This window comes from Micromonospora sp. TSRI0369, assembly GCF_001905625.1.
Classification (GTDB): domain Bacteria; phylum Actinomycetota; class Actinomycetes; order Mycobacteriales; family Micromonosporaceae; genus Micromonospora; species Micromonospora echinospora_A.
Genome location: NZ_LIVU01000012.1, coordinates 122778 through 148621, shown reverse-complemented (window position 1 = coordinate 148621; position 25844 = coordinate 122778). Strand labels below are relative to the sequence as shown.

Annotated in this window: 25 protein-coding genes; 17 read left to right on the top strand and 8 right to left on the bottom strand. The window is 71.9% G+C overall.

The window, feature by feature from the left end; translation table 11 throughout:
- Positions 1 to 41: 41 nt before the first annotated feature.
- The 5 genes from gap (at position 42) to AMK25_RS28275 (ending at position 3865) form a co-directional block, all read left to right on the top strand.
- Complete coding sequence (gap, locus tag AMK25_RS28295) at positions 42 to 1046, top strand: type I glyceraldehyde-3-phosphate dehydrogenase (RefSeq protein WP_073831419.1); 1005 nt, start codon at positions 42 to 44, stop codon at positions 1044 to 1046.
- Positions 1043 to 2242 carry a phosphoglycerate kinase gene (locus tag AMK25_RS28290; protein WP_073831418.1) on the top strand — a complete coding sequence of 400 codons (1200 nt, stop codon included), beginning with the start codon at positions 1043 to 1045 and terminating at the stop codon, positions 2240 to 2242. The genes gap and AMK25_RS28290 overlap by 4 nt, the downstream gene beginning before the upstream one ends.
- Positions 2243 to 3034: a triose-phosphate isomerase gene (gene tpiA / locus AMK25_RS28285; RefSeq protein ID WP_073831417.1), complete on the top strand. Its 792-nt coding sequence runs from the start codon at positions 2243 to 2245 to the stop codon at positions 3032 to 3034.
- 95 nt (positions 3035 to 3129) lie between these two features.
- Positions 3130 to 3390 carry a preprotein translocase subunit SecG gene (gene secG, locus AMK25_RS28280; RefSeq protein WP_073831416.1) on the top strand — a complete coding sequence of 87 codons (261 nt, stop codon included), beginning with the start codon at positions 3130 to 3132 and terminating at the stop codon, positions 3388 to 3390.
- A 130-nt stretch (positions 3391 to 3520) separates the two neighbouring features.
- The gene (locus AMK25_RS28275) at positions 3521 to 3865 is read left to right on the top strand and encodes an RNA polymerase-binding protein RbpA (protein ID WP_073831415.1); all 345 of its coding nucleotides are present in this window, start codon (positions 3521 to 3523) and stop codon (positions 3863 to 3865) included.
- Between the two features lie 67 nt (positions 3866 to 3932).
- On the opposite strand, the gene pgl is transcribed toward AMK25_RS28275, so the two are convergent.
- From pgl to tkt, 6 genes are all read right to left on the bottom strand, one after another.
- Positions 3933 to 4703, bottom strand: a complete 771-nt coding sequence (gene pgl, locus AMK25_RS28270; RefSeq protein WP_073831414.1) for a 6-phosphogluconolactonase — start codon at positions 4701 to 4703, stop codon at positions 3933 to 3935.
- 69 nt (positions 4704 to 4772) lie between these two features.
- Positions 4773 to 5789, bottom strand: coding sequence for a glucose-6-phosphate dehydrogenase assembly protein OpcA (locus tag AMK25_RS28265; RefSeq protein WP_073831413.1), 1017 nt, complete (start codon positions 5787 to 5789; stop codon positions 4773 to 4775).
- A complete protein-coding gene (gene zwf / locus AMK25_RS28260) occupies positions 5786 to 7300 on the bottom strand; it encodes a glucose-6-phosphate dehydrogenase (RefSeq protein ID WP_073831412.1) in 1515 nt (504 codons plus the stop codon). Before zwf ends, AMK25_RS28265 begins: the two co-directional genes overlap by 4 nt.
- Positions 7301 to 7350: 50 nt before the next feature.
- Positions 7351 to 8919: a glucose-6-phosphate isomerase gene (locus tag AMK25_RS28255; RefSeq protein ID WP_073831411.1), complete on the bottom strand. Its 1569-nt coding sequence runs from the start codon at positions 8917 to 8919 to the stop codon at positions 7351 to 7353.
- Between the two features lie 79 nt (positions 8920 to 8998).
- Complete coding sequence (gene tal / locus AMK25_RS28250) at positions 8999 to 10177, bottom strand: transaldolase (RefSeq protein ID WP_073831410.1); 1179 nt, start codon at positions 10175 to 10177, stop codon at positions 8999 to 9001.
- Between the two features lie 16 nt (positions 10178 to 10193).
- Positions 10194 to 12332, bottom strand: coding sequence for a transketolase (tkt, locus tag AMK25_RS28245; protein WP_073831409.1), 2139 nt, complete (start codon positions 12330 to 12332; stop codon positions 10194 to 10196).
- 264 nt (positions 12333 to 12596) lie between these two features.
- Between tkt and AMK25_RS28240 the strand changes: the two genes are divergently transcribed.
- The 3 genes from AMK25_RS28240 to AMK25_RS28230 all read left to right on the top strand — a co-directional run bounded on the left by AMK25_RS28240 (position 12597) and on the right by AMK25_RS28230 (position 15033).
- Positions 12597 to 13556 carry a heme o synthase gene (locus AMK25_RS28240; protein WP_073831408.1) on the top strand — a complete coding sequence of 320 codons (960 nt, stop codon included), beginning with the start codon at positions 12597 to 12599 and terminating at the stop codon, positions 13554 to 13556.
- A gap of 219 nt (positions 13557 to 13775) precedes the next feature.
- The gene (locus tag AMK25_RS28235; protein WP_013287454.1) at positions 13776 to 14108 is read left to right on the top strand and encodes a hypothetical protein; all 333 of its coding nucleotides are present in this window, start codon (positions 13776 to 13778) and stop codon (positions 14106 to 14108) included.
- A gap of 10 nt (positions 14109 to 14118) precedes the next feature.
- Entirely contained in the window at positions 14119 to 15033 is a 915-nt protein-coding gene (locus tag AMK25_RS28230) for an ATP-grasp domain-containing protein (RefSeq protein WP_073831407.1), read from the top strand.
- Positions 15034 to 15053: 20 nt separating this feature from the next.
- On the opposite strand, the gene AMK25_RS28225 is transcribed toward AMK25_RS28230, so the two are convergent.
- Together AMK25_RS28225 and AMK25_RS28220 are read right to left on the bottom strand one after the other, a co-directional pair.
- On the bottom strand, positions 15054 to 16721 hold the full coding sequence (locus AMK25_RS28225) for a right-handed parallel beta-helix repeat-containing protein (protein ID WP_073831406.1): 1668 nt from the start codon (positions 16719 to 16721) through the stop codon (positions 15054 to 15056).
- Between the two features lie 73 nt (positions 16722 to 16794).
- Positions 16795 to 17760, bottom strand: coding sequence for a COX15/CtaA family protein (locus tag AMK25_RS28220; RefSeq protein ID WP_198937691.1), 966 nt, complete (start codon positions 17758 to 17760; stop codon positions 16795 to 16797).
- A 97-nt stretch (positions 17761 to 17857) separates the two neighbouring features.
- On the opposite strand from AMK25_RS28220, the gene AMK25_RS28215 reads away from it, so the two are divergent.
- The 9 genes from AMK25_RS28215 (at position 17858) to AMK25_RS28175 (ending at position 25765) form a co-directional block, all read left to right on the top strand.
- Positions 17858 to 18634: a helix-turn-helix transcriptional regulator gene (locus tag AMK25_RS28215; protein WP_073831404.1), complete on the top strand. Its 777-nt coding sequence runs from the start codon at positions 17858 to 17860 to the stop codon at positions 18632 to 18634.
- Positions 18631 to 20061 carry a Fe-S cluster assembly protein SufB gene (gene sufB / locus AMK25_RS28210; RefSeq protein ID WP_073831403.1) on the top strand — a complete coding sequence of 477 codons (1431 nt, stop codon included), beginning with the start codon at positions 18631 to 18633 and terminating at the stop codon, positions 20059 to 20061. The genes AMK25_RS28215 and sufB overlap by 4 nt, the downstream gene beginning before the upstream one ends.
- A 56-nt stretch (positions 20062 to 20117) precedes the next feature.
- Positions 20118 to 21260: a Fe-S cluster assembly protein SufD gene (sufD, locus tag AMK25_RS28205; RefSeq protein ID WP_073831402.1), complete on the top strand. Its 1143-nt coding sequence runs from the start codon at positions 20118 to 20120 to the stop codon at positions 21258 to 21260.
- On the top strand, positions 21260 to 21604 hold the full coding sequence (locus tag AMK25_RS28200; protein WP_064445305.1) for a non-heme iron oxygenase ferredoxin subunit: 345 nt from the start codon (positions 21260 to 21262) through the stop codon (positions 21602 to 21604). The genes sufD and AMK25_RS28200 overlap by 1 nt, the downstream gene beginning before the upstream one ends.
- A complete protein-coding gene (sufC, locus tag AMK25_RS28195) occupies positions 21604 to 22377 on the top strand; it encodes a Fe-S cluster assembly ATPase SufC (protein WP_073831401.1) in 774 nt (257 codons plus the stop codon). The genes AMK25_RS28200 and sufC overlap by 1 nt, the downstream gene beginning before the upstream one ends.
- 8 nt (positions 22378 to 22385) lie before the next feature.
- Positions 22386 to 23690 carry a cysteine desulfurase gene (locus AMK25_RS28190; protein ID WP_073831400.1) on the top strand — a complete coding sequence of 435 codons (1305 nt, stop codon included), beginning with the start codon at positions 22386 to 22388 and terminating at the stop codon, positions 23688 to 23690.
- A complete protein-coding gene (gene sufU / locus AMK25_RS28185; protein WP_073831445.1) occupies positions 23690 to 24163 on the top strand; it encodes a Fe-S cluster assembly sulfur transfer protein SufU in 474 nt (157 codons plus the stop codon). Before AMK25_RS28190 ends, sufU begins: the two co-directional genes overlap by 1 nt.
- Complete coding sequence (locus AMK25_RS28180; protein ID WP_443189934.1) at positions 24160 to 24615, top strand: metal-sulfur cluster assembly factor; 456 nt, start codon at positions 24160 to 24162, stop codon at positions 24613 to 24615. Before sufU ends, AMK25_RS28180 begins: the two co-directional genes overlap by 4 nt.
- Positions 24616 to 25138: 523 nt before the next feature.
- Positions 25139 to 25765 (top strand): LysE family transporter, encoded by a 627-nt coding sequence (locus AMK25_RS28175; RefSeq protein WP_073831399.1) that lies wholly within the window; start codon positions 25139 to 25141, stop codon positions 25763 to 25765.
- Positions 25766 to 25844: the final 79 nt, after the last annotated feature.

Genomic DNA, 25844 nt, shown 5'->3' with positions numbered 1-25844 from the left:
GGTCTGGCGCCGGCGGACCAGAACGCGAGGAGATGGGACCTGTGACCATCCGGGTTGGCATCAACGGCTTCGGCCGGATCGGCCGCAACTTCTTCCGGGCAGTGCTGGCGTCCGGCGCTGACATCGAGGTCGTGGCGGTCAACGACCTGACCGACAACGCGACGCTCGCCCACCTTGTCAAGTACGACAGCATCCTGGGCCGCCTCCCGCACGAGGTGAAGGCCACCGCCGACGAGATCACCGTGGGCGGCAAGACCATCAAGGCGTACGCCGAGAAGGACCCGGCGAACCTGCCGTGGGGCGAGGTCGGCGCGGACGTCGTCATCGAGTCCACCGGTTTCTTCACCGACGGCACCAAGGCGAAGGCGCACCTCGACGGCGGGGCCAAGAAGGTCATCATCTCCGCGCCGGCGAAGAACGAGGACGTCACCGTGGTCATGGGCGTCAACCAGGACCAGTACGACCCGGCCAAGCACAACATCATCTCGAACGCCTCCTGCACCACCAACTGCCTCGCGCCGATGGCGAAGGTCCTGCAGGACACGTTCGGCATCCAGCAGGGTCTGATGACCACCATCCACGCGTACACGCAGGACCAGAACCTGCAGGACGCGCCGCACAAGGACCTGCGCCGGGCCCGCGCCGCCGCGCTCAACATCGTGCCGACCTCGACCGGCGCCGCGAAGGCGATCGGCCTGGTGCTGCCGGAGCTGAAGGGCAAGCTGGACGGTTACGCGCTGCGCGTGCCGATCCCGACCGGCTCCGCCACCGACCTGACCGTGACGGTCGGCCGGGAGACCACCGTGGACGAGGTCAACGCCGCGCTCAAGGCCGCCGCCGAGGGCCCGCTGCGGGGCATCCTCACCTACAACGAGGACCCGATCGTCTCCGCCGACATCGTGACCGACCCGGCGTCGTGCATCTTCGACGCGCCGCTGACCAAGGTGATCGGCAACCAGGTCAAGGTCGTCGGCTGGTACGACAACGAGTGGGGCTACTCGAACCGCCTGGTGGACCTGGTCAAGCTGGTGGGTCAGTCGCTGTGACGATCCGTAACCTCGACGACCTGCTCGCCGAGGGGGTGTCGGGTCGGCGCGTGCTCGTGCGCGCCGACCTGAACGTCCCGCTCGACAAGCAGACCGGGGACATCACCGACGACGGCCGGATCCGGGCCGTCCTGCCGACGCTGAGCGCGCTGGTGCAGGCCGGTGCGAAGGTGGTCGTCTGCTCGCACCTGGGTCGCCCGAAGGGCGCCCCGGATCCGCAGTTCAGCCTCCGCCCGGTCGCCGGGCGGCTCGGTGAGCTGCTCGGCGCCCCGGTGGCCTTCGCCGAGGACACCGTCGGTGACTCGGCGCGGTCCACCGTGGCCGGCCTGGCCGACGGGCAGGTCGCGCTGCTGGAGAACCTGCGGTTCAACAAGGGCGAGACCAGCAAGGACGACGCGGAGCGCGGCGCGTTCGCCGACCAGCTCGCGGCGCTCGGTGACGCCTACGTGGACGACGCGTTCGGCGCGGTGCACCGCAAGCACGCCAGCGTGCACGACGTGCCGGCCCGGCTGCCGCACGTCGCGGGCCGGCTGGTGCTGCGCGAGGTCGAGGTGCTCAGCCGCCTCACCGGCGAGCCGGAGCGCCCGTACGTGGTGGTGCTGGGCGGCTCGAAGGTCTCCGACAAGCTGGCCGTGATCGAGGCGCTGCTGCCGACGGTGGACCGGCTGCTCATCGGCGGCGGGATGTGCTTCACCTTCCTCAAGGCCCAGGGCCACGAGGTGGGCACGTCGCTGCTGGAGAAGGACATGGTCGAGACCTGCCGCAACCTGATGGAGCGCGCGCCCGGCAAGATCATGCTCCCGGTCGACGTGGTGGCCGCCGACGCCTTCGCGCCGGACGCCGCGCACGACACCGTGCCCGCGGACGGCATCCCCAGCCACCGGCTGGGCCTGGACATCGGCCCGGAGACGGTGGCCGGTTTCGCCGCCGTGCTGTCGCAGGCGAAGACCATCTTCTGGAACGGCCCGATGGGCGTGTTCGAGATGGCGGCGTTCGCCAACGGCACCCGGGGCGTGGCCGAGGCGATCACCAAGGCCGACGCGTTCAGCGTGGTCGGCGGCGGCGACTCGGCCGCGGCGGTGCGCGCGCTGGGCCTGGACGAGTCCTCGTTCGGGCACATCTCCACCGGCGGCGGCGCCTCCCTGGAATACCTGGAGGGCAAGACCCTCCCCGGCATCGCGGCTCTGGAGAACTGAATGGCGAGCACGACCCGCCGGCCGCTGATGGCCGGCAACTGGAAGATGAACCTGAACCACCTCGAGGCCAACCTGCTGGTGCAGAAGCTGGCCGCGAGCCTGAATGAGAAGCAGCTCACCGACGTCGAGTGCGTGGTGCTGCCGCCCTTCACCGACCTGCGTACCGTGCAGACCGCGGTGGACGGCGACAAGCTGCTGATCGGCTACGGCGCGCAGGACCTGTCGCCGCACCCGTCGGGCGCGTACACCGGTGACATCGCCGGGCCGATGCTGGCCAAGCTGGGCTGCGGCTACGTCGTGGTCGGCCACTCCGAGCGGCGGCAGTACCACCACGAGGACGACGCGCTCGTCAACGCGAAGGTGTCGGCGGCGCTGGCGAACGGGCTCACCCCGATCCTCTGCATCGGTGAGGGCCTGGAGGTCCGGGAGCAGTCGGGTCAGGTGCGGCACTGCTGCGACCAGCTCGACGGCGCGCTGAAGGGGCTCACCGCCGAGCAGGTCACCAAGGTCGTCGTGGCGTACGAGCCGGTCTGGGCGATCGGCACCGGCAAGACAGCCACGCCGGAGGACGCCCAGGAGGTCTGCGGCGCGGTGCGTAAGCGCATCGCCGAGACCTACGACGCGAACACCGCCGAGCAGGTCCGGGTCCTCTACGGCGGGTCGGTCAAGGCGTCGAACGTCGCCGCGATCATGGCCCAGCCGGACGTGGACGGGGCCCTCGTGGGGGGCGCGAGCCTGGACGCGGAGGAGTTCGCGAAGATCTGCCGGTTCCCGGAGCACACCGCCCGCTGATCGCTCGCTATCCTTGACGCTGCCCGTCCACCGGCCGGTGCCGCAGTGCCCGACAGGTCCGGGCAGTGATCGCAACGAGAGGACTGACCCCCGCCATGCCGATCTGGTTCGCCTATACGATGATCACGTTGCTGGTCATCACCAGCGTGCTGCTCGTCCTGCTGATCCTCCTGCACCGCGGCAAGGGCGGCGGGTTGTCGAGCATGTTCGGCGGCGGCGTCAGCTCCAGCCTGGCCGGTTCCTCCGTGGCCGAGAAGAACCTCGACCGCTACACCGTTCTGGTGGGAATCGTCTGGTTCGCCTGCATCGTCGGGCTCGGGCTCTGGCTGCGCCTGCAGATGGCCACCGGCACCTGAGTCGGCGCTGAGAAGCGTACAATCTGCGCGCGGTCCGTCACGGACCGCGCGCAGTTTTGTTTCTCCGCGCGTCGCCCGTCGCCCACCCCCTCCGGCGGCGGTCCCCTCCGACGACAGGGAGCGAGCAACAGTGCCCAGCAACAACGTCATCCGCGGCACCCGGGTCGGGTCCGCCCCGGAGCGCTTCGACCAGCGCGTCGAGCCCGCCCCGCGCCGCCCGGTCGTCTACTGGTGCCGCCACGGGCACCGGGTCGAGTTCCTGATCGCCGCCGAGGCCGAGACGCCGGCCGCCTGGGAGTGCCCCCGCTGCGGCGAGCCGGCCGGCCCCGACCCGGGCGACCCGCCGGGCCGCCAGCGCGCCGAGCCCTACAAGACCCACCTGGCGTACGTGCAGGAGCGGCGCACGCCGGAGGAGGGTGAGGCGCTGCTCGCCGAGGCCCTCGACGCGCTGCGCCGCCGCCGCGGCCGGGCCTGAGCCGAGACGTGTTAAGAAGGGGCCCCTTCTCTACCGGAGGCGTTAAGAAGGGGCCCTTCCTTACACCTCAGCGGAGGCTGCGCAGGCGCGGGGGCACGTTCGCCGCCGCGGCCCGGTCGAGCAGCCAGAGGGTACGGGAGACGCCCTGCACCCCGGCGGCCGGCAACTGCACCGGCCCGGCCCCGGCCAGCGCCATGCCCACCGCCCGGGCCTTGTCCGCCCCGGCGGCGATCAGCCAGACCTCCTCGGCCGTGTTGATCGTCGGCAGGGTCAGCGTGGTCCGCACCGGCGGCGGCTTCGGGCTGCCCCGCACCGCGCTGACCGGGCGGTTGTCGTGGTGCACCGGGTGCTCCGGGAACACCGACGCCACGTGCCCGTCCTCACCGACGCCGAGCATCAGCACGTCGAAGTGGGGCAGGACCGCGTTCCCGGGCCGGGCGGCGGTGGCCAGCTCCCGCGCGTACCCGGCGGCGGCCGCCTCCGGGTCGTCGCCGGCCGGGCCGTCGGAGGCCGGCATCGGGTGCACCCGCGCCGGGTCCAGCGGCACCGTGTCCAGCAGCGCCGCCCGCGCCTGCGTCTCGTTGCGCTCCGGGTCACCGGCGGGCAGGAACCGCTCGTCACCCCACCACACGTCGACCCGGGACCAGTCGACCGCGTCCCGGGCGGGCAGCTGCCCGATCGCCCGGTACACCGCCGCGGCGATCCGTCCGCCGGTCAGCACCACCGACGCCTGGCCGCGCTCGGCCTGCGCGTCGAGCAGCTTCACCACCAACCGGGCCGCCACCGCCTGCGCCAGCAGGTCGGGGTCGGCGTGTACGGCGACACTCGCCTCAGTCATCCGTCGCGCCCTCGTGTTCCGGCCGCCCACCGGCGGTCACCTGTGCTTCCGGCCGCCCGGTCCGGGCGGTCACTCGTTCGCTGTCGCGCCCGCGTGCGCGGTCACGCCGGCCTCGGCCCGCTGGGCGGTCGCCGGATCCTTCCACACGTGCACCCGCTGGGCCGGACGCTGGTCGAGTCCGGTGATCCCGGCCGCGGCGCCGAGCGCCTCCGCGTACACCTGGTCGGCGTCGAGGCGGCGCAGCTCCTCGGCCAGTTCGTCGCCGAGCGGCCGACGGACCAGCGGCAGCGTGCGGTCCTCCTGCCCGGTACGCCGGAACACCGCGATGCTGTCGTCCCGGGTCAGCGTCAGCTCGTCGCCGTTGGCGCAGCGCAGCTGCACCTGACGCATCCGCGGGAACTCGTCGGACCGCTCCCAGGCCGGTTCGATGCCGAGCCGGGCCTTGAGCCACCCGCTCATCAGCGCCGCCGTCGGGTCCGACGGTGGCGCCACCACGCTGGCCTCGGTGACCCGGGCCTGGGTGGTGTCGAACGCGCCCGCCACGAGCGTGCGCCACGGGGTGATCCGGGTCCACGCCAGGTCGGTGTCGCCGGGGGCGTAGTCGTGGGCCCGCTGCTTCAGCGCGGCGATCGGGTCGGCGGCCTGCGCCGAGTCGGTGATCCGCCGGTCGGCCACCACACCGAGGAAGTCGGTGGCGATCTCCTCCGGCGGCTCGCCGTGCCACCAGGTCACCACCGGCACGTCCGGCACCAGCAGCGGCATCACCACGGATTCGGCGTGCAGCGCGAGCCGCCCGTACATCCGGGTCACGACGGCCTCGCACGGCCCGAGCCGGCCGCCCACGACGATCTCCGCGTCCAGCCGGTTGCGGTCGCGCTCCACGTCGGAGCGGACCACCACGAGCAGGCGGCACGGGTGCGCCGCCGCGGCGATGGTGGCGGCCGCCTCGGCCTCCCGGACCCGCTTCTCGTCCACCACCACGATCAGCGTGAGCGCCATGCCGCTGGCCACCCCGCCCGCGCTGCGCCGTTCCGCGGCCAGCGCCTTGACCACCTCGTTGCCGGTGGTGTCCCACAGCCCGATCATGCTCTTCTCCAAGCCCGGCCCTCGCGGGCCAGCATCTCGTCGGCGGCCCGGGGTCCCCACTCGCCGGCCCGGTACGGCTCCGGCGTGGTGCCCTCCCAGGCGTGTTCCAGTGGGTCGACCACCTGCCAGCTCTGCTCGACCTCGGCGGCGTCCGGGAACAGCGTCCGGTCGCCGATCAGCACGTCCAGCACGAGCCGCTCGTACGCCTCGGGGCTGGACTCGGTGAACGCCTCGCCGTACTGGAAGTCCATCGCGATGTCGCGGACCTCCATCGTGGTGCCCGGCACCTTGGAGCCGAACTTCAGCACCACGCCCTCGTCCGGCTGCACCCGGATGACGAGCTGGTTGGGGCCGAGGGACTCCATGTCGGCGACGTTGAACGGCAGGTGCGGCGCCTTCTTGAACATGATGGCCACCTCGGTGACCCGCCGGGGCAGCCGCTTGCCGGCCCGGATGTAGAACGGCACCCCCGCCCAGCGCCGGTTCTGGATGCCCAGCTTCACCGCCACGTACGTCTCGGTGGTGGAGCCCTCCGGAACGCCTTCCTCCTCCAGGTAGCCCTTGGCGCGCTCGCCGCCCACCCAGCCGGGCAGGTACTGACCGCGCACGGTGTCCTGGGAGACGTCGTGCGGCACGGTGATCGCCTTGAGGACCTTGAGCTTCTCGGCGCGGATCTCGTCGGCGTCGAAGCTGGTCGGTTCCTCCATCGCGACCAGGGCGAGCAGCTGGAGCAGGTGGTTCTGGAGCACGTCGCGGGCGGTGCCGACGGAGTCGTAGAAGGCGGCCCGGGTGCCGATGCCGACGTCCTCGGCCATGGTGATCTGCACCGAGTCGACGTACTTGGAGTTCCACAGCGGCTCGAACAGGTTGTTCGCGAACCGCAGCGCCAGGATGTTCTGGACCGTCTCCTTGCCCAGGTAGTGGTCGATCCGGAAGACGTCCTGGCGGGTGAAGACGTCGTCGACCAGGTCGTTGAGCGCCTTGGCCGAGGGCAGGTCGTTGCCGAACGGCTTCTCCACCACCACGCGGCGCCAGCCGCCGGACTTGTCGTTGTCCGCCATGCCGGTGCGGGCGAGCTGCTTGAGCACCACCGGGAAGGCCGCCGGGGGGATGGAGAAGTAGAAGGCGGCGTTGCCGGCGATGCCGTGGGAGCCGCGCAGCTCGTCAAGGGTGGCGGCGAGCTGGTCGAACGCGGCGTCGTCGTCGAACGAGCCGCCGACGAACTTGATGTTGCCGGCCAGCCGGGCCCACACCTCTTCCCGCCAGGGGGTACGGGCGTGCTTCTTGGCCGCATCGTGCGCCACCGACTCGAAGTCGCCGTCGCCCCAGTCCCGGCGGGCGAAGCCGAGCACCACGAATCCGGGCGGCAGGAGCCCCCGGTTGGCCAGGTCGTAGACCGCCGGCAGCAGCTTTTTGCGGGCCAGATCGCCGGTCACCCCGAAGATCACCAGGGCACACGGCTCGGGGATCCGGGGCAACCGCCTGTCCTGCACGTCGCGCAGCGGGTTCACCGGGCCACCTCCTCCTGCGTCTCGGTCCGCTGATTCCAGGTCATTGATCGTCACGTGCGTGTCCGTCCGGCCGTATCCAGCAGCTGGGCGACGCCAGCCGCCCGCTTGGTCAGGTGCAGTCGCAGCACCGGTCGTTCCCGGCCGGCCAGGGCCAGCCGGTCACCGGCGGCCTGGGCCGCCTGGAGCTGCGCGAAGGTGTACGGACGGCCGGGCACTTCCAGATCATCGGTGACCGCACCGGTGATCTGGAGGTGCCGGCCGCGGGTGTCGGTGTGCTCCGGCCGGCGCGGTCCCCAGGCGAAGGTGACCGGCCGTCCGGTGTGCCGTGCCAGCAGCGGGCGCAGCCCGGCCACCGCCGCGTCGGCCCGCGGGTCGAGGTACGCGGTGACCGCGAGGTGCTCCCGTTCGCCCAGCCCGTCGAGCAGCCAGCGCAGCGCGCCGGTCAGGTCGGCCGGCGCGCCGCTCGGGGCGTACACCTCGATCGCGTCCTCGGCCGACGACGGCGGCCCGCTGTCCGGCTCGTCGCCGGCCACCGCGGCGGCGGGCGCCGCGAACGGGTCGGTTCGCAGCGTCACCGCGGCGGTCGCGGCGGCGTAGGCCCAGGTGAGCAGGTGCGCGCCGAGCGGCCCGTTGACCGCCATGTCGGCGGCCACGCCCGGACCGACGCCGGCGCCGAGGGCGCCGCCGAGACCGACTGTGAGCACGCCCGGCCCGGTGGCGCCGGGGGAGCCCGGGGATTCCGCGAACAGCGGCAGGATCCGCCCGCCGGTCGCGTCGGCGAGCAGCGCGCCCGCCCAGCGGCCCAGGCCGTCGAGTCCGGTGCCGTCGGGGACCAGCGCGATCGTGTCCCGGCCCGCGCCGGGCGCCGCGCCCAGGGCCGCGCCGAGCGCGAGGCCCGGATTGTCCCGGTCCCGGTCGAGCGCGCCGGTGAGCGCCTCCGCCTCGTCCAGCACCTCGGCGACCGGCGCGCCCGCCAGCGCCGCCGGGACCAGGCCGAACGCGGTGAGCGCGGCCCACGGCCCGGCCACGCCGGGCTCGGCCGGGAGCACCACGGCGCCCAGCTCGTCGGCGCGCGCCGCGAGTTCCGTGCCGGGTTCGGTGACCACCACGACGTGCCGGGCGGCATCAGGGCCCTCGTCGGCCCACGCCTGCCGGTAGGCGCGCAGGTGGGCGTCGGTGGTCCGGTCCAGGCCGTGCCGGGCGGCGAGCACCAGGAGGGTACGCGCCGGGCGGTCGGCGAGCGCGGCCCGCGCCGGCCCCGGATCGGCGGTGTCGAGCACCGTCACCTGGCATCCCAGGCACTCGGCGACGACCTCGGCGGCGAGCGTGTCGCCGCGGTCGCCGGCCAGCACCACGTGGTCCAGGTCGCCCAGCTCGTCGGCCAGTTCGGCGAGCTGGGGGAGCAGGTCCCGGCTGCGCCGGTGGGCGTGCAGCCAGCCCAGCCGGGTGAGCGCCGTGGTCTCGGCTGCGGGCCCCCAGAGGGCCGGGTCGGCGGCGGCGAGCCTTGCCGGGACGTCGTGGGAGACGAGCGTGGCCCGCGCCGACGCGCCGAGGGCGCCGGCGCCGCGCACGGCCAGGCCGGCGGCCATGTCCGCCCGCCCGGCCAGCAGGTCACTCACGGTGCCGCCCCTCACCCAATCCACGGTACGGCGCGACGCGTCCCGGGGTCGGACCCCGGGACGCGTCGGACGCCGTCGGTCACGCGTTGCCGCCGGCCTGCTGGGCCGCCTGCGCGTTGCCCTCGGCGGCCCGGTGCGGGCTGCCCGAGCCCTTGGCCGCCTCGGCGAGGGACTTCTTGACCCCCTCCAGCAGCTCCACCCAGCTCGCCTCGAACTTCTCCACGCCCTCGCGCTCCAGCGTGGCGATGACGTCGGACAGGTCCACGCCTACCGCCAGCAGGTCGTCGAAGACCTGGCGGGCGTCGTCGTACGCCACCGTGACGGTGTCCGGCTTGGTCTCGCCGTGCTCGGCGTACGCGTGGATGACCGGCTCCGGCATGGTGTTGACGGTGCCGGGCGCGATCAGCTCCTCGACGTAGATGACGTCCCGGTAGTCCGGGTTCTTCGTCGAGGTGGACGCCCACAGCGGACGCTGCGGGTGGGCGCCAGCGTCGGCCAGCTTCTGCCAGCGCGCCGAGGAGAAGACCTCGCTGTAACGCTCGTACGCCAGCCGGGCGTTGGCGACAGCGGCCTTGCCGCGCAGCGCCTTGGCCTGGTCGGAGCCGATCTTCTCCAGCCGCTTGTCCACCTCGCTGTCGACCCGGGAGACGAAGAACGAGGCGACCGAGCCGATCTTCGACAGGTCGTGCCCGTTCGCCTGCGCCTGCTCCAGCCCGGCCAGGAACGCCTCCATCACCTGCGAGTACCGGTCCAGGCCGAAGATCAGCGTGACGTTGACGCTGATCCCCTCGGCCAGCGTCGCGGTGATCGCCGGCAGGCCCTCCTCGGTGGCCGGGATCTTGATGAACAGGTTCGGCCGGTCGACCAGCCACCACAGCGCCTTGGCCTCGGCGACGGTCTTCGCCGCGTCGTGCGCCGAGCGGGGGTCCACCTCGATCGACACCCGGCCGTCCACGCCGGCGCTGGTCTCGTACGAGGGGCGCATCACGTCGCAGGCCCACCGCACGTCGTACGTGGTGAGCATGCGGACCGCCTCCTCGACGTCCACACCACGCACGGCGAGGTCACGAAGCTGCCAGTCGTATTCGTCGGCGTCGCTCAGCGCCTTGGCGAAGATCGTCGGGTTGGTGGTCACCCCGGCCACGTGGCTCTCCCGGCGCAGCTTGTCCAGCCCGCCGGAGCTCAGCCGTACCCGGGAAAGATCGTCGAGCCAGATCGCCACCCCGGCGCCCTGCAGCTCGCTCAGTCTGTCCGTCATGACGTCGACGCTCCCCTCAGTTGCCGGTCGTGAAACCGGTGATGTCGCCCACCCGGGTCAGCGCCGCGTGCGCGGCGGCCACGATCCGGTCGGGGGTGAACCCGAACTGCTCGAAGAGCACGGTGTGCGGCGCGCTGGCGCCGTAGTGCTCGATGCTCACGCACTCGCCGCTGTCGCCGACGATCGCCCGCCACGACATCGCGATGCCCGCCTCCACGCTCACCCGTGCCTTTACCCCGCGAGGCAGCACCGACTCCCGGTACGCCTCGTCCTGCGCGAAGAACCACTCCTGGCAGGGCATCGAGACGACCCGGGTGGGGGTGCCGTCGGCCTCCAGCCGCTCCCGCGCGGTGAGGCAGAGCTGCACCTCGGAGCCGGTGCCGATCAGGATCACCTGCGGCTTGCCGCCGGACGCCTCGGCCAGCACGTACCCGCCCTTGGCGACGCCCTCGGCGCCGGCCAGGTCGGTGCGGTCGAGGGTGGGCAGCGCCTGGCGGCTGAGCGCCAGCGCGGTCGGCCGGTCGGTGTGCTCCAGCGCCTGCCGCCACGCCCACACCGTCTCGTTGGCGTCGGCCGGGCGGACCACGTCCAGGCCGGGGATGGCCCGCAGCGCGGTCAGGTGCTCGATCGGCTGGTGCGTCGGGCCGTCCTCGCCGAGGCCGATCGAGTCGTGCGTCCAGACGTAGGTCACCGGCAGCTTCATCAGCGCGGCCAGCCGCACCGCCGGGCGCATGTAGTCGCTGAACACCAGGAACGTGCCGCCGTACGGGCGGGTGCCGCCGTGCAGGGCGATGCCGTTGAGGATCGAGCCCATGGCGTGCTCACGGATGCCGAAGTGCAGCGTGCGGCCGTACTCGTCGCCCGGGAAGTCCTTGGTGGCGTGCGCGGCCGGGACGAACGACCGCTCGCCCTTCATGGTGGTGTTGTTGCTCTCGGCCAGGTCGGCCGAGCCGCCCCACAGCTCGGGCAGCACCGGTGCCAGGGCCTCCAGGATCTTGCCGGAGGCGGCCCGGGTGGCGACGCCCTTGGCGTCCGCGCCGAAGGTGGGCAGCGCGTCGGTCCAGCCGGTCGGCAGGGTACGGGTGGCCATCCGGTCCCACAGCGCCTTGCGCTCCGGGTTGGCCTGCGCCCAGGCGTCGAACCCGGTGGTCCACTCGGCCTGCTCCTGCGCGCCGCGCTCCAGCACCTGACGGGCGTGCTTGAGCACCTCCTCGTCGATCTCGAAGGTGCGCTGCGGGTCGAAGCCGAGGATCTCCTTGGTGGCCTTGACCTCGTCCGCGCCGAGCGCCGAGCCGTGGATCTTGCCGGTGTTCTTCTTGTTCGGCGCGGGCCAGCCGATGATCGTGCGCAGCGCGATGAACGACGGCCGGCCGGTCTCCGCCTTGGCGGCCAGCAGCGCCTGGTACAGCGCCTCCACGTCCTCGTGGTAGTCGCCCTGGTCGGCGTCGCCGCTGCGCCAGTCGACGGTCTGCACGTGCCAGCCGTACGCCTCGTAGCGGGCCGCGACGTCCTCGCTCTTGGCGATGCGGGTGTCGTCCTCGATGGAGATCTCGTTGTCGTCGTAGATCACGCAGAGGTTGCCGAGCTGCTGGTGACCGGCGAGCGCGCTGGCCTCGTGGGTGATGCCCTCCTCGATGTCACCGTCGGAGGCGATGCACCAGATGTCGTGCCGGAACGGCGAGTCGGCGCGGTCCGGCTCGGGGTCGAACAGGCCGCGCTCGCGGCGGGCCGCCATGGCCATGCCCACCGCGTTGCCGAGGCCCTGGCCGAGCGGCCCGGTGGTGGTCTCCACGCCCGGGGTGTGGCCGTGCTCCGGGTGACCCGGGGTGAGCGAGCCCCACTGGCGCAGCGCCTTGAGGTCGTCCAGCGCGAGCGGGTAGCCGGAGAGGAAGAGCTGGATGTAGAGCGTCAGGCTGGAGTGGCCGGCGGAGAGCACGAACCGGTCGCGTCCGGGCCAGTTCGGGTCAGCGGGATTGTGCCGCATGACCCGGTTGAAGAGCAGGTACGCCGCCGGGGCGAGGCTCATCGCCGTCCCCGGGTGGCCGTTGCCGGATTTCTCCACGGCGTCCATGGCCAGCACGCGGACCGTGTCGACGGCCCTGCGGTCGAGGTCGGACCAGTTGAGAGCGGGAAGCTCGGGTCGGTTGGCAGCCACGATGGTTGTGCTCCTCGGCAGATGGGCGGAACCCTCACTGATGACCCTATCGAGCGGTGCTAAACGTCCGCCCGGGGATCTCAGCATGCTGTTCTGTACGGATCGCGAACGTTCGGTCGTTCAACCGCGGGTGTGACGGCTCGCACCGTTGCCGGGTCCGCGGGGCAGCCAAAACGACGCCGCGTAGTGTGTGGGGCGGTGTGTGGACCTCGAAGGGTCCGGGCCGAACGACCTCCCCCGCCGAATGCCGGAAGGTGGCAATCCGTGAGCATGATCACCGAGCGCCCCGTCAGCAACCCTGCCGGGCAGCCGCCGGTGGGCACGGTGGCGGAGGCGCCGGCGAGCGGCCGGCGGGACGTACGCGCCGTCGTGGCGGCGTACGTGGCGCTGACCAAGCCGCGGATCGTCGAGCTGCTGCTGGTCACCACCGTGCCGGCGATGATGCTCGCGGACGGCGGCATGCCGTCGCTGTGGCTGGTCGCCGTCGTGCTCGTCGGTGGTTCGCTCGCGGCCGGCGCGGCGAGCGTCCTGAACTGCTACATCGACCGGGACATCGACCAGCTCATGCGGCGCACCAAGCGCCGCCCGCTGCCCGCGCACACGGTCTCGCCGCGCAGCGCGCTGATCTTCGGCCTGGTGCTGGCGGCCGTCTCGGTGGCGCTGATGGCGGCGACCACCAACTGGCTGGCGACCGTGCTGACGCTCGCCGCGATCGCCTACTACGACCTGGTCTACACGCTGTGGCTGAAGCGGACCACGGCGGCGAACACGTTCTGGGGCGGCATCTGCGGGGCCGCGCCGGTGCTGATCGGCTGGGCCGCTGTCACCGGCTCGCTGGCGCCGGCCGCCTGGGGCCTGTTCGCTGTGGTCTTCTTCTGGCAGATGCCGCACTTCTACGCGCTGGCGATCAAGTACAAGGACGACTACGCGCGCGCCGGCGTGCCGATGCTGCCGGTGGTGGCCTCGGTCCGGCGGGTCAACGCCGAGATCATCGGCTTCTCCTGGCTCACGGTGCTCTCCTCGCTGGCGGTCTGGCCGCTCGGGATGAGCCCGATCTACGGCGTGACGGCGCTCGTGGTGGGTGGGATCTTCCTCGTCGAGGCGTACAAGCTGTGCCGGCGGGCCACGCGTGGTGAGGCGGTCAAGCCGATGCGCCTGTTCCACTGGTCCACCACGTACCTGACGATCCTCTTCGCCGCCGTCGCGCTCGACGCCCTGCTCTGACCCGCCCGTCCGGCGGTTCATCAGAAATTTTTTTCGGGCTTCCGCGGAGGGGGCCAACCTGGACAGATTGTGACGATCTCGCCCGCCTGCTTTGCCCAGATTTAACCGACAAGTACGGGCAAATCACCTGTGGTTCTTCTTAAACCGGCGGGTAATTGGCATCACATTCAGTTCATGGTTCTCGCACATCCGAGTGGAAGTCTGCTTAGGCTTCGCGTCATGGCAGATGGTTCCGATACGACGCTGACGGCTGACAAGACCGCCGAGCAGGCCCCCAACGGCCTGGTCGCGGGCATCAAGTCGTTCGCCGCCGGACACGGCGGCGCGAAGGCGGTCATCGAGTACGTCGGCAAGCGCGGCGCACGGATCGTCCTCGTGGGTTCCGACGGGGTGTGGGCAGACCAGTTCGCCGACGGCACCGACGTGGCGCGGCAGGCCTGCGCCAAGGCCGGGGTCGACGTCGAGAACGCCTGGGAGCGTGAACTGATGGACCAGATGCGTCCGAGCAACGACCTGTGGCGGTCGATGGCCCGGCGCACGATGGCCCGTTGACATAAACCGAATGACCAACCACCACCAGTCGACCCGGGGGAAACCCCGGGTCGCTTTCGTCACCTGCGCCGAGCTGCCCGACCTCGACCCGGACGACCGGCTCGCGCTCGGCCCGCTCGCCGCCCGCGGGGTCACCGCCGAGATCGCGGTCTGGGACGACCCGGCCGTCGACTGGGCCGGGTACGACCTGGTCGTGCTCCGCTCCCCGTGGGACTACGCGCGGCGGCGCGACGAGTTCGTGGCCTGGGCGCGTACCGTGCCGGCCCTGGCCAACCCGGCCGACGTGGTCGCCTGGAACACCGACAAGCGCTACCTGTCCGAGCTCTCCGCCGCCGGGCTGCCCACCGTCGAGACGGTGTGGGTCGAGCCGGGGCAGGCGTGGACGCCACCCGCCGGGGGCGAGCACGTGATCAAGCCGGCGGTCAGCGCCGGCAGCCAGGACACCGGCCGCTACGACCTGACCGACAGGGAGCACCGCGCGCTCGCAGTGGCCCACGTACGGCGGCTCTCCGACGCCGGGCGGCTCACCATGGTCCAGCCGTACCTGGAGGCGGTGGACACGGCCGGGGAGACCGCGCTGCTGTTCCTGGCCGGCCCCGGCGGCCTGGTGTTCAGCCACGCGATCCGCAAGGGGCCGATGCTGACCGGGCCGGACCGGGGCGAGGCCGCGCTCTACAAGGAGGAGCGGATCGACGCCCGCGCCGCCACGGCGGAGCAGCGCGCGGTGGCCGAGAAGGTGCTGGCAGCCGTGCCCGGCGGCCCGGACCGGCTGCTCTACGCCCGGGTCGACCTGATCCCCGGCCCGGACGGCGCGCCGGTGCTGGTCGAGCTGGAGCTGACCGAGCCGAGCCTGTTCGTCGGGTACGCCGACGGCGCCCCGGACCGGCTCGCCGACGCGGTGCTCGCCCACCTGGCCCGCCGCTGAGCCGAGGCGGCGCGTGACGCTCAGTCGCGGTCGCTGTGGTTGCGTGCCCAGCGGCCGCCGATCGGCGGCGTGTCCAGCCGCAGCGCGGCCGCGGTGCCGGCCAGGTCGTTGTCCTCGAACGCGCAGGAGACGCAGCTGCCCGCCTCGGTGACCCAGATTCCGTACGCCTGGGTGTCGGCGTCCCGGTGCCAGATCCGGTTGGCGCGCACGGTGGCCGAGTCGAACGGCGCGGCGATGGTGATGCCGCCGCAGGCCGGCGGACCGTCCGGCAGCTCGTACTCGGCGCCCGGCTCCGGGGTGGCCTCGTTCCAGCCGGTGGAGCCGTCCGGGCGTACCTCGGCCAGGGAGAGCCGGGTGGCGGTGTTGTCGGACACCACGGCGTCCCGCGAGCCGACCCGGACCACCTTGCCCCGGTGCCCGCCGTCCGGCCAGTCCGCGTTGCCGTCGGTGACCTCGCGCGGGCCGTAGCGCACCGCCTCGCCGGAGCCGGAGCAGGCCGGGGCGGACCGGCGGCCGTTGTCCCGGATCCGGTTGCCGACGATCGACGTGTCGAGCATCGGCCGGTCGATCCGGATGCCGTCCAGCGCGTTGTCCCGGATGTCGTTGTCCTGGATCACCACGTCGGCCGCCGCGCCCCGGTAGCCGTGGCCCAGGTCGTGCTCGTGGTAGCCGAAACCGCCGTTGCGGCTGATCCGGTTGCCCTGCACGGTGTACGGGCCGGGGGTGTTGCCCATGCTGATGCCGTCGCCCACGTTGGCGTCGATCACGCAGCCGGTGAGCAGGCCGCCCCGCCCGGCCACCCCGGCGGTGCCGTTGCCGGACACGTCGAAGCCGGCCTCCAGGTTGTTGGTCATGGTGCAGCCGGAGACGATCAGCCCTTCGGCGCCCCAGTCGGAGATGCCGAACCGGTTGGCCTGGCTGTGGCAGCCGATGATCCGGAAGCCGCGCGGCGGGGTCCAGTAGTCCTTCTGCAACTCCAGGAAGATCCCGTTGGTGCCGTTGCCGAGGGTGGTGCAGTTGGCGATGGTGAGGCGCTCCACGTCGCCCCAGCCGCCGATGCCGACGCCGATCCCGGCGCCGCCCATCTGGTCGCCGTTGTCCAGCCGGCCGCATCCGACCACGACCACGCCGTCGATCAGGCTGTCCTGGAGGAAGTCGCAGCCCAGGCCGGTCGCCCCGGTGTGGTGGATGTAGAGGTTGCGGAACACGCCGCGCACCACGTACTGCAGGCCCAGCCCCTTGGCCAGGTAGTCGTAGGACGTCTGGGCCACGCCGGAGCCGTCGATCTCGAAGTCGGCGAACGTGCAGTCGGCGATGTGCCGGTCCCGGTCGGCGCCGTGCTGCACGGTGGTCCAGTACGCCAGCGGGACCGGTTCGCTGCGGTTGCCCTCGTTGCTGAGCAGGAACCGGGTCGCGGCCGGCCCGGCGCCGAGCAGCGAGACGCCGCTGCGCCAGACGGTGCCGGCGTCGCGGATCGAGTAGAGGCCCGGCGGGCAGTAGATCACCCGGGCCCGGCCGTCGGCGTCGTACCCGGCGCCGAGCCGGTCCACCAGCGCCGCCAGGGCCGGCTGGTCGTTCGTCACCCCGTCGCCGGTGAGGCCGTGCTCGTGGGCGTCGCACCACAGCGGCGCGCCGGCGACCGGCGTCAGCCGTTGCGGCGTGGTGGTGGCGAGGCTCTTGCGCGGCACCGGGAACTCCCCTCGGGCGTACGGTCCGTGACCCGGACCGCTTTCCCGTTCCCGTCGTGCGATAACGCCCCGCTCAGGCGGCGCCGGCGCCCACCGGTTCGGCGACCGGCTCGGCCGGGGCGGGCGGGACGGCCGGCAGCCGCTCCCGGGTCGCGAACAGCACGCCGAGCGTGGCCAGCAGCACCAGGCAGGAGCCGAGCATGTGCGCGCCGACGAGCACGGCGGGCAGGTGGGTGAAGTACTGCACGAAGCCGATCACGCCCTGGCCCAGCTCGACCGCGATCAGCACCGCGGCGGCCCGCGCCGCGCGCGCCGCGCCGACTGCCCGGAACGCGAAGTACAGCGCCACCGAGAGGCCGATCAGCAGGAAGACGCCGTCGGCGTGCACCTGCGAGATCTGCGTCGGGTCCAGGCCGTTGCGGGCCGCGCCGTGGTCGCCGGCGTGCGGGCCGCTGCCGGTCACCCAGGTGCCGACCACCAGCACCGACGCGCTCACCGCCGTGGTGATCCAGGCGAGGGTACGCAGTGGCGCCGGCACTGTCGGGGTCACCGGCCCGTCCGGCTCCCCGAGGCGCCGCCAGAGCGCGTACGCGGCGGCGATGACGGCCATGGAGGCGAGGAAGTGCAGCCCGACCACCCACGGGTTGAGGTTGGTCAGCACTGTGATGCCGCCGAGGACCGCCTGGGCCGGGATGCCGAGCAGCACGCCCACTGCCAGCGGCAGCGTCCCGCGGCGGCGGGGACGGTGGGCCAGCACGGCCACCACGACGGCGAGTGCGATGATCCCCACCGCGAAGGTGAGCAGCCGGTTGCCGAACTCGATCACCCCGTGCACGCCCATCTCGGCGGTCGTGGTGTAGGAGTCGTCGGTGCACCGGGGCCAGGTGGGGCAGCCGAGGCCGGACGCGGTGAGCCGGACGGCCCCGCCGGTGACCACGATCGCGACGTTCGCGATGATCGAGGCGAGCGCGAGGCGGCGCAGCAGCGTGGACGAGACCGGGAACCGGACGGAACGCTTCACGGAGCGAATCCTACGCACCGTAGTTGATCCCGATCGGGTGACTCCGCCACCCCGGTGGTCGGAATCACCGGACCCGGGTTTGCGGGCCCCGGGCGAATTACGTAACGTTGCCGTTGTGAAAAACGCGGCGGCGCTGTCCCGGGCGTCGGTGACCAGTGCGGTCACCGACGGTTCGCGGTCGCGTCGTGGCGTCCGGCCCGTCGAGCGGGAGTCCGCTCCGGCCGACCTGTCGACCCGCGACCGGGTCACCCAGCTCCTGCTGGAGCGCGGCGCGACCACCGCCGCGCAGCTCGGCTCGGCGCTCGGCCTCAGCCCGGCCGCGATCCGCCGGCACCTCGACGCCATGCTCGCCGACGGCGACGTGGTCGCCCGCGACCAGGTCGTGCGCGGCAGCCGAGGGCGGGGCCGGCCGGCCAAGGTCTTCGCGCTCACCGAGGCGGCCCGGGGGCGCTGCGGCACCCACCACTACGACAACATGGCCACCGCCGCGCTGCGGTGGATCGCCCGCACCGGCGGCGCCGCGGCGGTCGCGGCGTTCGCGGCCGAGCAGGTCTCCGCGCTGGAGACCCGCTGCCGGGCGGCCATGGAGGACGCGGGAGACGCGCCGCTCGCGCGGGCCGAGGCGCTCGCCGGGGCGCTCACCGCCGAGGGTTACGCTGCCAACGCGTCCACGATCGCCTCCGGCGGCCAGCTCTGCCAGCACCACTGCCCGGTGGCGCACGTGGCCGCCGAGTTCCCTCAGCTGTGCGAGGCCGAGACCGAGGTCATCTCCCGTCTGGTCGGCACCCACGTACAGCGCCTGGCCACCATCGCGCACGGCGACGGCGTGTGCACCACGCACATTCCCGCCCAGTCCGGTTCCACCGTCACCACTGTGAGGACAGATAAATGACCGAGCAGATCGTTCAGCCCCTGACCCAGGAGGAGCAGCTCGCCGCCCTCGGTCGTTACGAGTACGGCTGGGCCGACCCCGACGTCGCCGGGGCGTCCGCTCAGCGCGGCCTCAGCGAGGCGGTGGTGCGGGACATCTCGGCCAAGAAGAACGAGCCGGCCTGGATGCTCGACCTGCGGCTCAAGGGCCTGCGGCTGTTCGGCCGCAAGCCGATGCCGAACTGGGGCGCCGACCTCACCGGGATCGACTTCGACAACATCAAGTACTTCGTCCGGTCCACCGAGAAGCAGGCCACCTCCTGGGAGGAACTGCCCGAGGACATCAAGAACACCTACGACAAGCTCGGCATCCCGGAGGCGGAGAAGCAGCGCCTGGTCGCCGGTGTCGCGGCGCAGTACGAGTCCGAGGTGGTCTACCACCAGATCCGCGAGGACCTGGAGGAGCAGGGCGTCGTCTTCCTGGACACCGACACCGCGCTCAAGGAGCACGAGGACCTGTTCAAGGAGTACTTCGGCACGGTCATCCCGGTGGGCGACAACAAGTTCGCCGCGCTGAACACCTCCGTCTGGTCCGGTGGCTCGTTCATCTACGTGCCGAAGGGCGTGCACGTGGACATCCCGCTGCAGGCCTACTTCCGGATCAACACGGAGAACATGGGCCAGTTCGAGCGGACGCTGATCATCGTCGACGAGGGCGCGTACGTGCACTACGTCGAGGGCTGCACCGCGCCCATCTACTCCTCCGACTCGCTGCACAGCGCGGTCGTGGAGATCATCGTCAAGAAGAACGCCCGGTGCCGCTACACGACCATCCAGAACTGGTCGAACAACGTCTACAACCTGGTCACCAAGCGCGCCGTGTGCCACGAGGGCGCGACCATGGAGTGGGTCGACGGCAACATCGGCTCCAAGGTCACCATGAAGTACCCGGCGGTCTACATGACCGGCGAGCACGCCAAGGGCGAGGTGCTCTCGGTCGCCATGGCCGGTGAGGGCCAGCACCAGGACGCCGGCGCCAAGATGGTGCACGCCGCGCCGCACACCTCCTCGACCATCGTGTCGAAGTCGATCGCCCGGGGCGGCGGCCGCACCTCGTACCGCGGTCTGGTGCAGGTGCTGGAGGGCTCGACCAGCAGCAAGAGCACCGTCAAGTGCGACGCGCTCCTGGTCGACACGATCTCCCGCTCCGACACCTACCCGTACGTCGACATCCGTGAGGACGACGTGTCGATGGGGCACGAGGCGACCGTCTCCAAGGTCAGCGAGGACCAGCTCTTCTACCTGATGAGCCGGGGTCTGAGCGAGGACGAGGCGATGGCGATGATCGTGCGCGGCTTCATCGAGCCGATCGCCAAGGAGCTTCCGATGGAGTACGCGCTGGAGCTCAACCGCCTGATCGAGCTGCAGATGGAAGGCGCCGTCGGCTGACGCCGTCCGCCCTCCGCCTCACCTGACACCTCGTCGCAGAACAGACCAAGGAAGAGATGACTACCCAGGCTTCCGCACCGCCCACGACCAAGTCGCAGGCGCTCCGCTCGTACGACGTCGCCGACTTCCCGGCCCTGACCGGCCTGGAGGAGGAGTGGCGCTTCACCCCGCTCAAGCGCCTGCGCGGCCTGGCCACGTCGGCGCAGGGCGCGACCGGCGCGGTCCGGCACGAGTACGGCGACCTGCCCGAGGGCGTCACCGTCGACCGGATCGGCCGGGACGACCCGCGGGTGGGCAGCGTGCTCACCCCGTTCGACCGGGTCAGCGCGCTCGCGTACGGCGGGGCCGACGGCGCGCTGCTGGTGCGGGTCGCCCGCGACGCGGTGGTGGAGCAGCCGGTGCGACTGCGGGTGGTCGGCGAGAACGCCGAGGCGCTCGCGTTCGGCCACACGTTCGTCGAGGTGGACCGGTTCGCCGAGGCCACAGTGGTGATCGAGCACGTCGGCTCGGCCACGCTCGCCGACAACGTCGAGGTGTCGGTGGGTGACGGGGCGAAGCTGACCCTGGTCACCGTCGCCGACTGGGCCGACGACGCGGTGCAGGCGCAGCACCTCAAGGTGCGGCTGGGCCGCGACGCCCGGATCGTGCACGTGCAGGTCAGCCTCGGCGGCGACCTGGTCCGGCAGTACACGTCTGTGGAGTACACCCAGCGCGGCGGCGAGGCCGAGCTGTACGGCGTCTACTTCGCCGACTCCGGCCAGCACCTGGAGCACCGGCAGCTGGTCGACCACACCGTGCCGGACTGCCGCAGCAACGTCGGCTACCGGGGCGCGCTGCAGGGCGACGACGCGCACACGGTCTGGGTCGGCGACGTGCTGATCCGCGCCGAGGCGACAGGCACCGACACGTACGAGATCAACCGGAACCTGCTGCTCACCGACGGCGCGCGGGCCGACTCCGTACCCAACCTGGAGATCGAGACCGGCGAGATCGCCGGCGCCGGGCACGCCAGCGCGACCGGCCGGTTCGACGACGAGCAGCTGTTCTACCTGATGGCCCGGGGCATCCCGGAGGCCGAGGCGCGGCGCCTGGTGGTGCGCGGCTTCTTCGCCGAGCTGATCAACAAGATCCCGGTCGAGGAGCTGCGCGAGCGCCTGGGCGACGCGATCGAGGCCCGGCTGGCGAAGGCCGGCGCCTGATGCTCAAGATCTGCTCCACCGAGGACGTGCCGAAGGGCACCGCGATCAGCGCCGACGTGGACGGCGTGCAGGTCGCGATCGTGCACGGCGAGGACGACGTGTTCTACGCCGTGCACGACGAGTGCTCGCACGCCGCCGTGGCGCTGTCCGAGGGCGAGGTCGAGGGCTGCACGCTGGAATGCTGGCTGCACGGATCCCGTTTCGACCTGCGTACCGGTGAGCCCACCGGCCTGCCCGCGACCGAACCCGTACCCGTCTATTCCGTCGAAGTCCGTGACGGCGACATCTACCTTTCCGTGGACGGCGACGGCCGTCCGCTGCCGAGCAATGGAGTGACCCGCTGATGAGCACCCTGGAGATCCGCGACCTGAAGGTGTCGGTCAAGCTGCCCGAGGGTGAGCTCAAGCCGATCCTGCACGGGGTCGACCTGACCGTGCGCTCCGGCGAGACCCACGCGATCATGGGCCCGAACGGCTCCGGCAAGTCGACGCTCGCGTACTCGATCGCCGGTCACCCGAAGTACGAGATCACCGGCGGCGAGGTGACCCTCGACGGCGAGGACGTGCTGTCCATGTCCGTCGACGAGCGGGCCCGCGCTGGCCTCTTCCTGGCCATGCAGTACCCGGTCGAGGTCCCCGGCGTGTCGGTGGCCAACTTCCTGCGTACCGCCAAGACCGCGATCGACGGCGAGGCGCCGAAGCTGCGCACCTGGGCCGGCGAGCTGCGCGGCGCCATGGAGAAGCTCCAGATGGACCCGGCGTTCGCCCAGCGCAACGTCAACGAGGGCTTCTCCGGCGGCGAGAAGAAGCGGCACGAGATCGTGCAGCTGGAGCTGATCAAGCCGAAGATCGCGATCCTCGACGAGACCGACTCCGGCCTGGACGTGGACGCGCTGCGCGTGGTCAGCGAGGGCGTGAACCGGGTGCGCGACACCGGTGACACCGGCCTGCTGCTGATCACCCACTACACCCGCATCCTGCGGTACATCAAGCCCGACTTCGTGCACGTCTTCGTGGCCGGCCGGATCGTCGAGCAGGGCGGCCGGGAACTGGCCGACAAGCTCGAGGAAGAGGGCTACGAGCGGTACGTCGCCGGAGCCGGCGCGGCGCGGGCCTGAGACTCGACATGACCTCGATGGCCATCCCGGCGGGCATGCCGCAGTACGACGACGTGCCGCGCTTCGACGTGGCGAAGGTGCGGGCCGACTTCCCGATCCTCGACCGGGAGGTCAACGGCCACCCGCTGGTCTACCTGGACAGCGCCAACACCTCGCACAAGCCGCGGCAGGTGCTCGACGTGCTCGCCGAGCACTACGCGCTGCACAACGCCAACGTGTCGCGCTCGGTGCACACGCTGGGCACCGAGGCCACCGAGGCGTACGAGGGCGCGCGGGCGAAGATCGCCGCGTTCATCAACGCGCCGAGCGTCGACGAGGTGGTGTTCACCAAGAACTCCACCGAGGCGATCAACCTGGTGGCGTACGCGTTCTCCAACGCCTCGCTGCGCGCGGACGGCGACCCGCGGTTCCGGCTGGGCCCCGGCGACGAGATCGTGATCTCCGAGATGGAGCACCACTCGAACATCGTCCCGTGGCAGCTGCTCGCGGAGCGCACCGGCGCGACGCTGCGCTGGTTCCCGGTCACCGACCAGGGCCGGCTCGACGAGTCCGGCCTGGACGACCTGGTCACCGAGCGGACGAAGATCGTCTCGCTGGTGCACATGTCGAACATCCTCGGCACCGTCAACGCGACCTCGCGGATCACCGCGCGGGTCCGTGAGGTCGGCGCGCTGCTGCTGCTCGACTGCTCGCAGTCGGTGCCGCACCTGCCGATGGACGTGGTCGACTACGACGCCGACTTCATCGTCTTCACCGGGCACAAGATGTGCGGCCCGACCGGCATCGGTGTGCTCTGGGGCCGGGGCGAGCTGCTCGCCGCGATGCCCCCGGTGATGGGCGGCGGCTCGATGATCGAGACGGTGACCATGGCGGGCTCGACGTTCGCCGCGCCGCCGGCCCGGTTCGAGGCGGGCACCCCGCCGATCGCCGAGGCGGTCGCGCTCGGCGCGGCGGTGGACTACCTCACCGCGATCGGCATGCCGGCCATCCAGTGGCACGAGAAGGAGCTGACGGCGTACGCGCTGGACGCCCTCGCCACCGTGCCGGGCCTGCGGATCTTCGGCCCGACCGTGCCGGTGGGCCGGGGCGGGACGATCTCCTTCGCGCTCGGTGACGTGCACCCGCACGACGTCGGGCAGGTGCTCGACTCGCTCGGCGTGCAGGTGCGGGTGGGCCACCACTGCGCCCGGCCGGTGTGCACGCGGTTCGGGGTGGCGGCCACGACGCGGGCGTCGTTCTACCTCTACACCACCACCGCGGAGATCGACGCCCTGGTGGCGGGTCTGGAACAGGTGCGGAAGGTGTTCGAGTGATGCAACTCGACCAGCTCTACCAGGAGATCATCCTGGATCACTACAAGCACCCGCACGGCCGCGGCCTGCGGGAGTCGGCGGACCCGGCGGCCCGGGTCGGCGAGGCGCACCACGTCAACCCGACCTGCGGCGACGAGATCACCGTGCGGGTGGCGACCGACGGCACGGTGTTCACCGACATCTCGTACGACGGGATGGGCTGCTCGATCAGCCAGGCGTCGGCGAGCATCCTGCACGAACTGCTGCGCGGCCGGGCCGCGAGCGACGCCGCCGTGGTGCACGAGGCGTTCGTGCAGTTGATGTCCGGACGGGGCCAGGTCACGCCGGACGAGGACGTGCTCGGTGACGGGGTGGCGTTCGCGGGTGTCGCGCGCTACCCGGCCCGGGTCAAGTGCGCGCTGTTGTCGTGGATGGCGTTCAAGGACGCCGCGGCACGCGCCGGGGTGGGCGTGAGCCCGGAGGTGAAGGCATGAGCGACGAGACCAACATGACCTCGGAGACCGGCGCGGTGGCGACCGACGGCACGGTTGCCGGTGGCGCGGCCGTCAACGGGACTGTTGCTGACGGCGCGGCCGCGGGTGCGGCGGCGCCGGCCGGCAGCAAGGCCGCGGTCGGCGACATCGAAGAGGCGATGAAGGACGTCGTCGACCCCGAGCTGGGCATCAACGTGGTCGACCTGGGCCTGGTGTACGGCGTCCACGTCGACGACGACAACATCGCCACCCTGGACATGACGCTGACCTCGGCGGCCTGCCCGCTGACCGACGTGATCGAGGACCAGGCCCGGCAGGCGCTGACCACCGGTCCCGGCGGCGGCCTCGTGAACGACATCCGGATCAACTGGGTCTGGCTGCCGCCGTGGGGCCCCGACAAGATCACCGACGAGGGGCGCGACCAGCTCCGCTCGCTCGGCTTCAACGTCTGACAGTTCTCCCTGTCACGGCCACGGGCGCGGCACCCCTGACGGGGTGCCGCGCCCGCAGCGTCTGCTGCCCCCCGGGGAGATCTTGGAAGGAGAAGGCCCCTCTGAGGGCCACTTCCTTCCAAGATCTCTCCGTTTCCCTCATGTCGAGACGCGGCTCCCTCATGCTGGGAAAACCGTCACATGTTCGCTTGATCGACACCATTACGCCGAAGTGGTGTGGTCGGAGTGGCTCTGATGCCACCACATCGGCGTAATGGTGTCGATCAAGGTGGGATGACAGCACCGTCACTGGCGGCGGGGCCAGAAAACAGCTAGATCTCGTGCCAAGATCTCCAGCCCCGCCCCGCCCTGCCCAGCCCAGCTCAAACCAGGCGCGGGAAAAGTGGTCGCGGGGTGGGGGAGCGGGGGTGCAGGATGAGCGGGTGATCGAGGCGTACCCGAAGCAGGTTCCTGTCCGTGCGGCTACCGCCGCGCGTCGACAGCGCGCCCTGCCCTCGGCCGCCTCGCCCCACCACCCGTCGTCGTGAGCGGGGCGTTCCTGGCCGGCCTGGTCGCCGGCTACGGCGTCGCCATTCCGGTCGGCGCGATCGCGATCCTCATTCTCGGGCTCAGCGCCCGTACCTCGTTCCGGGTCGGTGCGGCGGCGGCGCTCGGCGTTGCCACCGCCGACGGTCTCTACGCTGCCGTGGCGGCGCTGGGCGGGGCCGCGGTGGCGAGTGGCCTCGCGCCGTTCGCGGGTCCGCTGCGGTTGATCGCCGCCGGCGTGCTGCTGGCCCTGGCCGGCCTCACCGCCTGGCGCGCGCTGCGCCCGCCGGCCACCACGCAACAGCCGAGCGCGCGGGGTGGGCTGGACACGCCGGTGCGGGCGTTCGCCGCGGTTCTCGCGTTGACCCTCCTCAACCCGGCCACAGTGGTCTACTTCGTGGCGCTCGTCCTCGGCCGGGGCGACGTGCTCGGATCCGCCCCGGTTCGCGCGGCCGCCTTCACCGCCGGGGTGTTCCTCGCCTCGGCCAGCTGGCAGTTGCTGATCGCCGGCGGCGGCTCGCTGATCGGCCGGGCCCTCACCGGTCCCCGTGGGCGGCGGGTCACCGCGCTGCTGTCCAGCGTCATCATCGCCGCCCTCGCGGTCGCCACAGTGCTCGGTGTCTGACTCGTCTCGGCCTTGTGAGGCGCGGATCCCGCGAGCGGGGACGACCTTAAGCACCGTCCACGTGGAACCGCATCCTCTT